This is a genomic window from Corallococcus praedator, assembly GCF_003612125.1.
Taxonomy (GTDB): Bacteria; Myxococcota; Myxococcia; order Myxococcales; family Myxococcaceae; genus Corallococcus; species Corallococcus praedator.
The window spans coordinates 1-10,299 of sequence record NZ_RAWI01000339.1 but is presented as its reverse complement, the minus strand read 5'-3'; the positions used below and the strand labels follow the sequence as shown (position 1 = coordinate 10,299).

Here is a 10,299-nt window from a genome sequence, read left to right as displayed (position 1 = left end):
CTCCACGACTCCCGCCCCCGCAGCCCCGGTCCCCAATGCCGCCGCGGTGGCGAAGGGCTCCAGCGACCTGGACCTGCGCTACCAGAAGTTCGACCCCATCGGCACGGGCCCGTTGGGCACGGTCTTCAAGGGTCGCTACAACGCCCTGGGCCTGGACATCTGCATCAAGGAGCTGAAGGACATCTTCGGCTACTTCTCCTTCCTCCAGCGCGGTGAGGTCCTCAAGCGGCTGAAGAAGGAGCTGTGCGCGCAGGCGCAGGTGCGCCACCCGGGCGTGGTGCAGATTGTCGACCAGAACGTGGAGTCCACCCGGCCGTACTTCGTGGTGGAGCTGATGCGCGGCAGCCTGAAGGAGAAGCTGGAGTCCAGCGGCGGCAAGGGCATCGACGTGCCGCACGCGCTGCGCACGTTCCTGCAGCTGGCGTACGGCCTGAGGGCCGCGCACGCCGCGGGCCTCACGCACCACAACCTCAAGCCGGAGAACGTCCTCTTCGACGCGTACGGCAACGCGAAGCTCGCCGACTTCGGCATGAGCCGCGTGGTGGAGGTGGACGCGACGAAGGGCATGCCCCAGGTGTTCATGGGCATGGGCGGCATGGTGTACATGGCGCCGGAGCTGATGAACCGGGCTGGCAAGGAGCCGGGTCCGTCCGCGGACGTGTACGGCCTGGGCATCCTGCTCTACGAGATGTTCACCGGGCAGATTCCCGGTCGCCGCTCGCCGCTGCCCTCGGAGGTGAACCCGGAGGCGCCCAGCGGGCTGGATCAGCTCTTCGACAAGGCCACCCAGGACAAGCGCGAGCAGCGCTACCCGGACGTGGATGCGATGCTGGAGGACTTCTACAAGGCCTTCCCGGATCGCGAGTACCTGGAGCGCGGCTCGCTCATCATCTCCTCCGACCCGCAGCAGGACTGACCTGAAGGGCAGGCGGGCCTCCACGCGAGGCTCGCCCGTCCCCGGACGGACTGTCAGACTCCGGCGCCCCCATGACCGCGCGCCCCTCCGACACCGTCCTCCTCACCGTCACCGGAAGGGACGGCCCCGACACCACCTCCCGCCTCACCGGACTCCTCGCGGATGCAGGCGCGGAGCTGCTCGACGTGGAGCAGGTGGTGGTGCAGGGCCTGCTCACCCTGGCCCTGCTGGTGCGCCCCTCCGCCAGTGCTCCCGAAGGACAGGACCCGTGGCAGGCGCTGCTCCTCGCGGCGCGCGAGCTGGGCGTCACGGTGGATGTCCGCGCGGTGGCGCCCGTCGCCACGCCCGGAGGCCCCGAACCGCTGCGCTACGTCGTCACCGGCGTGGGCAAGACGCTGGGCGCGCGGGAGGTGCACGCGCTGACGGCGCGGCTGGCGGAGCAGGGCGCGCGCGTGGAGCGCATCACCCGCTTGAGTGAGACGCCGCTGGGCTCCGTGGAGCTGCACGTCACGCTGCCTCCGGACGCGGATCCTTCCTCGCTCAAGCGCGCGCTGCTGGCGCTGTCCATGGAGAGCCCCACGTTCGACGTGGCCCTCCAGCGGGAGAGCCTCTACCGGCGCGGCAAGCGGATGGTGGTGATGGACATGGACTCCACGCTCATCCGCATCGAGGTCATCGACGAGCTGGCGCGGGCGCACGGCGTCCACGCGAAGGTGGCCGCCATCACCGAGCGCGCGATGCACGGGGAGATGGACTACGACGAATCCCTACGCCAGCGCGTGGCGCTGCTCGCCGGGCTGGACGTCCAGGTGCTGCGCGAGCTGGCGGCGAACCTGCCGCTCACCGAAGGCGCGGAGACGTTGATCCGCGTGCTCAAGCGCCTGGGCTACCGCACCGCGGTCATCAGCGGTGGCTTCTCCGTGGCGGCCGAGGCGCTCCAGGCGCGCCTGGGCATCGACTTCGCGTACTCCAACATGCTGGAGGCCCAGGACGGGAAGCTCACCGGCCGCACCGTGGGGACCATCGTCAACGCGCGCCGCAAGGCGGAGCTGCTGGAGACGCTCGCGAAGCAGGAGGGCATCCTGCTGGAGCAGGTCATTGCCGTAGGGGACGGGGCCAATGACCTGCTGATGCTGGAGAAGGCAGGGCTGGGCATCGCCTTTCGCGCCAAGCCCAAGCTGCGCGAGGCCGCCGACACGTCCATCTCCGCCGGCGGACTGGACACCATCCTGTACCTGCTGGGCCTCACCGCGCGCGAGCTGCGCGAGGTGACGTAGCGCCTTCGCTACAGGCGCATGCGCGCGGCCAGTTCGCGCTGCTGCACCTGGCCCTTCTCGAAGACGAGCTCCAGCAGCGCACGGAGGATTTTGGAGCTCTTCTCCTGGTTCTGCTGCACCGTCTGCAGGCGCTGCAGGTCCGCCTCCGTCCACTCGGAGGTGGGCGAGCCGCCCGCGAGGATTTCATCCAGGATGTCGGAGGCGCTGGAGCCCGCGGCGGCGGGCGGCGCGGCCCTCTCCGCGGTCCGGGCGGGGGCTGCCGCGGCGGCGGGCGGGGCGGCGTTCGGGTCGACGATGTCGCTGATGCGTTTGACGACCGTCTTGCCGCTCATGTCCACGACCTTGAACTCCTCCTCCTCCGGGAGGTCGCCCGCGTCCTGCTGCTTCGCGTCGGGCTTGAAGCGCTTCTTCTCCACCGGCTCCTGGTTGCGGTAGTGGCGCAGGATGGCGTGCTCGATTTCACGGTCGCCCGCCACCATGGGTACCACCCGGGCGCGGCTGCGCGCCGCCACCTGGTCCAACGTGGCCAGGTCCGTGGGGTCCGACATCGCCAGGACCAGCGTCTTGCCGTTGTCCTTGAGCTGGACAGGGAAGACGCCCTTCTGCTCGGCGAGCGTCACGTCCACGCGGGACAGCGCGGCCGCGTCCTTCGTCAGGTTGCCCAGCTGCACGCGCGGCATTCCCAGCCCCTGGCAGATGGCCTGGGTGATGGTCTCCTCGGACGCCAGTCCCAGGTCCGAGACGACGCGAGACACGCGCCCACCCCACTGGTCCAGCGACGCGAGCGCGCTGCGCAGCTGCAGCTCGTCGATGACGCGCGCCTTGATGAGGATGTCCGCGATGCGATTCCGGGAAGGGGGAGCCATGGGGTGGGGATTCTAGCGTCTGATGGCGCGGACGCTCAGTCCACGTCATCGAACTGCCTCGCCAAGAGGCCAGGAGGCTGAAGATGCAGCCCTTCGCGGATGCCGCCACCCAGACGTGCCCGTACTGCGGTGAAGAGGTGGAAGTCGACGTGGACTCGCTGGGCGCCTCCGCCGAGGCCTACGTGGAGGACTGCCCCGTCTGCTGCCGGCCCTGGGAGGTGAAGGTCACCCGGGACGAGGACGGGCCCTCCGTCACCCTGGGCCGCGACGACGACTGAGCCTGCCGGCCCAGGGCTCCCCGGCCGGGGGGCAGGCGGCCAGGCCAGGAGGCCTCCAGGAGGCGCTCCGGGACGGCCGGGGCCGTTGCTTGACACGTTTCAAAGCATGGTTCTCTTGAGTCTTGTGAGGCGCTGACGGGCCCTCCTGAAACACCGAAGCCTGGGCCCGCCCGCCGCACTCAACAACGACCGTGAACCCGCACCACGTGCGTCCCCAGGGACGACACGCTCAGGAGAAGACCATGCTCAACCGCAATGCCTACAACGCCGCCGTCACGCTCCCCCTGCTGCGCGACTTCGACCTGCTCTTCCGCGAGCTGTCCTCGGCGTCCGCCAACACCCGCCCGGACATGGAGCACACGCTGACGCCCGCGGCCGACATCCTCGAGGCCGAGGCCGGCATCACGCTGCGCATCGACCTGCCCGGCCACGACGCGAAGGCCATCCAGGTGAAGGTGGAGAACAACGTGCTGACCGTGCGCTCCGAGCGCAAGGCGGAGGCCGTCGCGGAGGGCACCACGCTGCGCCGCCAGGAGCGTTCCACCGGCGTCTACGCGCGTCAGTTCCGCCTGCCCGACACGGTGGATGCCACCCGCGTGGAGGCGCGCTACGACAATGGCGTGCTGTCCCTCACCCTGCCGCGTCGCGAGGAGACCAAGCCCCGCGTCGTCGAGGTGAAGGTCCAGGGCTGATGCACGTGCATCACCCGACGCCACTCAGGGAGGCCGCTGTCCTCGCGAACGACGAGGTGCGGCGACTCCCGCCAGCATCAACCGACCCGAGGGCTTCCGCTGTGGGCCAGGCGGAAGCCCCCGTCCTTTACTTGCGGTTGGCGCTGGCGCCGAGCGCCATGGGCACCCGGAACAGCTCCAGCACCGCGTTCACGTCCAGGGGCTTGGCCAGGCACGCCACCGCACCGGCCTGCTTGGACTGCTCCACGACGTCCGGCGTGTGATTGCTCGTCATGGTGATGAGCCGCACGCCCTCCATCTGCTTGCGCGCACGGATGCGCTTGCAGACCTCGATGCCGTCGATGTCCGGCATGTTGATGTCCATGAGCATCCCGTGCGGCTTCTGCTCCGACACCAGCAGGAGCGCCTCCACGCCGCTCGTCGTCGTCTGGATCTCCACCTGGTTCGCGTAGGGCTTGAACGCGCGCTTGATGGCATCCAGCGTCTGTCGCTCGTCGTCGACAATCAGCAGGCGCACCGTGCTGCTGCCCAGCTCCTCGGGCACGGGCATCTGGTGGGTGACCAGGAAGGTGCGCAGGTCGGTCGAGCGCACCCGGCGGTGACCGCCCGGCGTGCGGAAGGCCATCAGGATGCCCCGGTCGATCCACTTGCTCACCGTCGACGGATCCACCTGAAGCAACCGACTGATGTCGTGCGTCGTGTAGAGCTGGTCCGTCATCGCCGTACTCCCCTCGGACTGCATCGTTCCACTTGCCATGGAAATAAACACCTACCTTGGATGCGGGGTTTGATCAACCCACCTACCTGCTGCGTTTATCAGGACTTCTCATCAGACCCACGGCGTCATCCCAACGGCCACTGGCACGGAGGCACAACTCCACCAACTCGCGGGCGGCTCCGTGACCGCCAACGTTCTGGGTAACGAAGTGCGCGTCCTGGCGCACCTCAGGAACCGCATCCGCCGGACAGGCGGAAAGCCCTGCGAGCGACATGGGGTCCAGGTCGTTGAGGTCATCGCCCATGTAGGCGCACGCTTCGGCGGGCACCTGGAGCTGGGCGAGCAGCTCATGCAGCGCCGGTCCCTTCTCCTTGCGGCCCTGGAACACGGCGGCCAGGCCCAGCTCGCGCCCGCGCGCCTCCACGATGCGGGAGGTGCGCGCGGTGAGGATGGCGGCGGGCAGCCCCACCAAGCGGGCCATCACCAGCGCATGGCCATCCTTCACGTTGAAGCGCTTCATCGCTTCGCCGTTGTCGCCGTAATACAGACCGCCGTCGGTGAGGACGCCATCCACGTCGAACACGAGCAGTCGCACGCGTGACGCACGGGACGTCAGCTCTTCCCTGCCCGGTTTGGAAGGCGCTTCCGTCTGCATGGCCTCCTCACCTTTCGCGTCCATCAACCGGCTTCGTGACCCAGCGCGCGACGGATGCTGAGCACATCTCGTACCACGTCCTCGAACATCTGTGGATTGAGCGAGCACGGACCGTCACACAGGGCACGGTCGGGGTCTTCGTGGACTTCTGTGAATAAAGCGTCAATCCCGGCGGCCGCGGCGCTCCGGGCCAGCAGTGAGACGAACTTGCGCTCACCGCCCGTCTTGCCGTCGCTGGAGCTGGGCAGCTGCACGGCGTGGGTGGCGTCCATGCACACGACGAGGCCGGCTTCGCGCATCTGGGCGAGCCCCCGCATGTCGACCACCAGGTTGTTGTAGCCGAAGGAGGACCCCCGCTCGGTGACGAGGATGTTGGGGTTGCCCGTCTCCACGGCCTTTCGCGCCGAGTGGACGATGTCCTTGGGGGCCACGAACTGTCCCTTCTTCAAGTTCACCCCCCGGCCCGAGCGCGCCACCGCCTCCACCAGGTCCGTCTGCCGGCACAGGAAGGCAGGTATCTGGATGATATCCACGACTTCAGCGGCTGGCCCGACGTGGCTGGTTTCATGGACGTCCGTGAGCACGGGGACGCCCACCTCCCGCTTCACGCGGTCGAGGATTCTCAGACCTTCCTTCAAACCCGGTCCACGGAACGACTTGCCGCTGGTCCGGTTGGCTTTGTCATACGAGCACTTGAAGGCATACGGGACGCCCAGCCGGTCGGTGATTCCCTTGAGCAGGTGGGCGTGGCGCAGGGCCATCTCCTCGGACTCGATGCTGTCCGGGCCGGCGATGACGAAGAGCTTTTCGCCGGGACCGACCTTGTGACCGCACAGCTGGATGGAAGGCGTCGTGCTCATGCGCGCACCGGGGGGACGGGGGCCGCGCCGCGGGTGGAGTCCCGCTGGGCGAGCGCCGCGCCGATGAAACCGGAGAAGAGGGGGTGGGGAGCGAAGGGCTTGCTCTTGAACTCGGGGTGGAACTGGCAGCCGACGAAGTACGGATGGTCGGACAGCTCAATCATCTCCACCAGGTTCAGCTCCGGGTTGTGGCCGGAGATGACGAGCCCCGCCTCCTGGAGCCGGCCGCGGTAGGCGTTGTTCACCTCGTAGCGGTGCCGGTGGCGCTCCTGGATGGCGTCCTGCGCGTAGAGCTTGCGCGCGACGGTGCCGTCCTTCAGCGCGCACGCGTAGCTGCCCAGGCGCATGGTGCCGCCCTTGTCCTGCACCTTCACCTGGCTCTCCATCAGCGTCACCACCGGGTGGGCGGTGTGCTCGTCGAACTCCAGGCTGTTGGCGCCCTTCAAGCCCAGCACGGTGCGGCTGAACTCCACCACCGCCATCTGGAGGCCCAGGCAGATGCCGAAGAAGGGCAGCTTCTGTTCGCGCGCGTAGCGGACCGCGGCGATCTTCCCCTCCGTGCCGCGCACGCCGAAGCCGCCGGGCACGAGCACCGCGTCCACGCCCGCGAGCGTCGACTCCGGGCCCTGCGCCTCCACGTCCTGGCTGTCCACGAAGCGCAGCTTCACGCGCACGTCGTTGGCGATGCCGCCGTGGAGCAGGGACTCGTTGAGGCTCTTGTAGCTCTCCGTGAGGTTCACGTACTTGCCCACGATGGCGACGGTGACCTCACCGCGCGCGGGCTCGTAGATCTTCCGGACGATGGTCTCCCACTTCTCCAGGTGGGGCGCGCGGCTCCAGATGTTGAGCACCTCCGCCAGCCGCTCATCCAGGCCCTGGCGGTGCAGCTCCAGGGGCAGCTCGTAGATGCTGCGCACGTCGGGGGACGTGAACACGTTGCCGTTGTCCACGTTGCAGAACATGGCGATCTTGTCCTTCAGCTCGCGCGAAATCTCCCGGTCGGTGCGGCACAGGAGGAAGTCCGGCTGGATGCCGATTTCGCGCAGCTTCATCACCGAGTGCTGCGTGGGCTTGGTCTTCACCTCGCCCGCGGCGCCGATGTACGGCAAGAGCGTCAGGTGGATGTAGACCGCGTTCTGGCTGCCCACGTCGTAGCGCATCTGGCGGATGGCCTCGAGGAAGGGCAGCGATTCGATGTCGCCCACCGTTCCGCCGACCTCCACGATGACGACGTCCACGTCCTGCGAGGCCTGGCGGATGCTGGCCTTGATCTCGTCGGTGATGTGGGGAATCACCTGGACCGTCTTGCCCAGGTACTCACCGCGACGTTCCTTGGTGATGACCGCGTTGTAGATGCGGCCGGAGGTGAAGTTGTTGAGGCGGCTCATCCGGGCGTGGGTGAACCGCTCGTAGTGGCCCAGGTCCATGTCCGTCTCCCCACCGTCCTCGGTGACGAAGACCTCGCCGTGCTGGAAGGGGCTCATCGTGCCCGGATCCACGTTGATGTACGGATCCAGCTTGATGAGCGTGATGTCCAGCCCGCGGTTCTCCAGGAGGGCGCCAATGGATGCGGAGGCCAGTCCCTTCCCCAGCGAGCTGACCACGCCGCCCGTCACGAAGATGAACTTGGTTTTCTTGGAGCGCATGTCCCTTCCTGCCAAGGAGGCCAGGGGGCGTCAAATAATCTCTGCCGGGTGTCCGGCTGGCTGGCCCCGGGAGGCCGGCCCGCGTTTCACTGCGCGTCCCAACCGCCCGGCCGGGCGACCGCGAACTGCTGGGCGGACGGCTGCCCCACGCGGAAGCGGCGCAGGTCGCAACCTCTGCAACTCCAGCCTTCCCAGCCTTTCTTCACGACCTGATGGAGGCAGGCGTCGTAGTTGGGGCAGAAGAGGTTGCGCTGGTCGTCCACGGTCTCCTCGTCACGGAGGGCGGAAGGCAGGGGGATGGGACACGGCGTGATGGACACGGAGCTCTCCGATGGGCGACCACGGCAGTCGTGGATGGCGCTTCTCCCCCCGGGCGCCACGAACCGGCAGGCCGGGCGGACATTCCCAGGGGGTAGGGGGACAAAAAAAGTCGCCCCCGTCGGGAGACGAGGGCGACCGGTACCGCGGACGTCAACCACCGCCGGGAGACCCCTGGGCTAGCAGGAAACCGCGACGGAGGTAGACGCCTGATTCTTGCTGTCGATCAAGGCATCACCTCCTTTCTTGAGGCGCTTGAGATAATGCGCCCCCGGTTTTCGCGCCACGGGGACTGCGGGGTGGGTGGAGCTGGCTGGGGAACGACCGTTCAGGCGGCGACCACCTGGTGCTCCACGAGGCGGCGGTACAGGCCGTCCTGCGTCATGAGGCTGGCGTGGGTGCCACTCTGCACCACCCGGCCGGACTCCAGCACCAGCACCCGGTGGGCGTTGGCCACGGTGGACAGGCGGTGGGCGATGATGAGGGTGGTGCGCCCCCGCATCAGTCGCTCCAGGGCGTCCTTCACCAGGTGCTCGCTCTCCGCGTCCAGGGCGGAGGTGGCCTCGTCCAGCACGAGGATGCGCGGGTCCTTGAGCACGGCCCGGGCGATGGCGACGCGCTGCTTCTGGCCGCCGGACAGCTGCACGCCGCGCTCGCCCACCGCGGTCTGGTAGCCGTCCGGGAAGCGGCTGATGAAGTCGTGCGCGTGCGCGGCGCGGGCGGCGGCCTCCACCTGCGCGTCGGTGGCGTCCGGGCGGCCGTAGCGGATGTTGTCCCCGATGGAGCAGGAGAACAGCAGGGGCTCCTGGGCGACCATGCCCACGTGCCTGCGCAGCCAGCTGGGGTCGAGCGTGTCCAGCGCACGGCCGTCCAGGAGCAGACGACCCTGCTGCGGGTCGTAGAAGCGCGACAGGAGGGCGGCGAGGGTGGACTTGCCGGCGCCGGAGGAGCCCACGACGGCGACGACCTCTCCGGCCTGGAGGGTGAGGTCGATGCCCTGGAGCACCTGCACGTCCGGGCGCGAGGGGTAGGCGAAGCGCACGTCCTGGAAGTCCACCCGGCCCTCGACGGTGGCGGGGCGCTCGCCCTCATCGACGGGGATGGCGGGCTGGCGGTCCATCAGCTCGAAGACGCGCTCGGCGGCGCCCGAGGCGCGCATGAAGTCCGCCCACAGGTCCGCCAGGGAGCCCAGGGACATGGCCACGAGCATCGTGTAGATGAGGAACGAGGTGAGGGCGCCCACGGTGAGCTGGCCATCCACCACCAGCCGGCCGCCGTACCAGAACACCGCCACCGCGGCGATGTAGCCCGCGCTGGAGACCCCGCCGATGAAGAGGGCGCTCTGGCGCACGCGGCTGCGGGCGACCTCGAAGGCGTTCTGCACGGTGTTTCCGTAGCGCGTCACCTCCGACGGCTCCGCCGCGAAGCTGCGCACGGTGCGCAGTCCGGACAGGCTCTCCTCGGCGACCTCGCCGGCCTTGGCCAGCGCGTCCTGCACCTGGCGCGCGAGGTGGCGCACGCGCCGTCCGTACATCACGCTGCCCACGGCGACGAGCGGGACGACGGCGAGCATCAGGAAGGTGAGCGAGGGCGAGGTGTAGAAGAGCAGCGCGATGCCGCCCAGCGCCTGCATGGCGTGGCGCAGGCCCATGGAGACGTTCACGCTCACGGTGTTCTGCAGGACGGTGGTGTCGGACGACAGGCGGCTGGTGAGCTCTCCGGTGCGGTGGGTGTCGAAGAAGGCCACCTCCTGGTTCATCAGCCCGCGGAAGAAGTCGCGGCGCAGGCGCATCACCACGCGCTCGCCGGAGACGCTGAAGAAGTAGGCGCGCAGCGCGGTGGCGATGCCCTGCACCAGGAAGACGGCCAGCATGACGAGCGCGGCCCGGTCGATGAGGGCGTGGTCCTTCCCGTTGAGGGCCTCGTCGATGAGGATGCGGATGCCCTGGGGGTAGACGAGGCTGGCGGCGCTGCTGAGCAGGAGGAAGACGGTGGCCAGCGCCAGCGTCGGAAGTTCGGGGCGCGCCAGGGACAGCAGGCGGCGCACGGTCACGCCCGGGGGGGGACGTCGGG

At 68.8% G+C, this 10,299-nt stretch carries 11 protein-coding genes; 4 read left to right on the top strand and 7 right to left on the bottom strand.

All coding sequences use genetic code 11. From position 1 onward, the window contains the following. Positions 1–916, top strand: a 916-nt coding sequence (locus D7Y13_RS31560) for a serine/threonine protein kinase (protein ID WP_147452532.1), incomplete at its 5' end; no start/stop codon positions are given. A gap of 71 nt (positions 917–987) precedes the next feature. Further along, complete coding sequence (gene serB / locus D7Y13_RS31555) at positions 988–2,193, top strand: phosphoserine phosphatase SerB (protein WP_120583674.1); 1,206 nt, start codon at positions 988–990, stop codon at positions 2,191–2,193. Positions 2,194–2,201: 8 nt separating this feature from the next. Here serB and D7Y13_RS31550 read toward each other — a convergent pair whose 3' ends face one another. Further along, positions 2,202–3,059 carry a GspE/PulE/PilB domain-containing protein gene (locus tag D7Y13_RS31550; RefSeq protein ID WP_120583673.1) on the bottom strand — a complete coding sequence of 286 codons (858 nt, stop codon included), beginning with the start codon at positions 3,057–3,059 and terminating at the stop codon, positions 2,202–2,204. Between the two features lie 83 nt (positions 3,060–3,142). Between D7Y13_RS31550 and D7Y13_RS31545 the strand changes: the two genes are divergently transcribed. After that, a complete protein-coding gene (locus tag D7Y13_RS31545; protein WP_120533357.1) occupies positions 3,143–3,337 on the top strand; it encodes a CPXCG motif-containing cysteine-rich protein in 195 nt (64 codons plus the stop codon). Positions 3,338–3,579: 242 nt separating this feature from the next. Next, positions 3,580–4,029, top strand: a complete 450-nt coding sequence (locus D7Y13_RS31540; protein ID WP_120583672.1) for an Hsp20/alpha crystallin family protein — start codon at positions 3,580–3,582, stop codon at positions 4,027–4,029. A 127-nt stretch (positions 4,030–4,156) separates the two neighbouring features. Here D7Y13_RS31540 and D7Y13_RS31535 read toward each other — a convergent pair whose 3' ends face one another. The 6 genes from D7Y13_RS31535 to D7Y13_RS31510 all read right to left on the bottom strand — a co-directional run bounded on the left by D7Y13_RS31535 (position 4,157) and on the right by D7Y13_RS31510 (position 10,279). Beyond that, complete coding sequence (locus tag D7Y13_RS31535; protein WP_120533359.1) at positions 4,157–4,786, bottom strand: response regulator; 630 nt, start codon at positions 4,784–4,786, stop codon at positions 4,157–4,159. 43 nt (positions 4,787–4,829) lie between these two features. After that, positions 4,830–5,402, bottom strand: coding sequence for a KdsC family phosphatase (locus D7Y13_RS31530; protein WP_199732769.1), 573 nt, complete (start codon positions 5,400–5,402; stop codon positions 4,830–4,832). 23 nt (positions 5,403–5,425) lie between these two features. Beyond that, entirely contained in the window at positions 5,426–6,262 is an 837-nt protein-coding gene (gene kdsA, locus D7Y13_RS31525) for a 3-deoxy-8-phosphooctulonate synthase (RefSeq protein ID WP_120583671.1), read from the bottom strand. After that, positions 6,259–7,908: a CTP synthase gene (gene pyrG / locus D7Y13_RS31520; RefSeq protein ID WP_120533362.1), complete on the bottom strand. Its 1,650-nt coding sequence runs from the start codon at positions 7,906–7,908 to the stop codon at positions 6,259–6,261. Before pyrG ends, kdsA begins: the two co-directional genes overlap by 4 nt. An 86-nt stretch (positions 7,909–7,994) precedes the next feature. Then, positions 7,995–8,228: a hypothetical protein gene (locus tag D7Y13_RS31515; RefSeq protein WP_120533363.1), complete on the bottom strand. Its 234-nt coding sequence runs from the start codon at positions 8,226–8,228 to the stop codon at positions 7,995–7,997. 326 nt (positions 8,229–8,554) lie between these two features. Next, entirely contained in the window at positions 8,555–10,279 is a 1,725-nt protein-coding gene (locus D7Y13_RS31510) for an ABC transporter ATP-binding protein (protein ID WP_120533364.1), read from the bottom strand. Between the last annotated feature and the right edge of the window lie 20 nt (positions 10,280–10,299).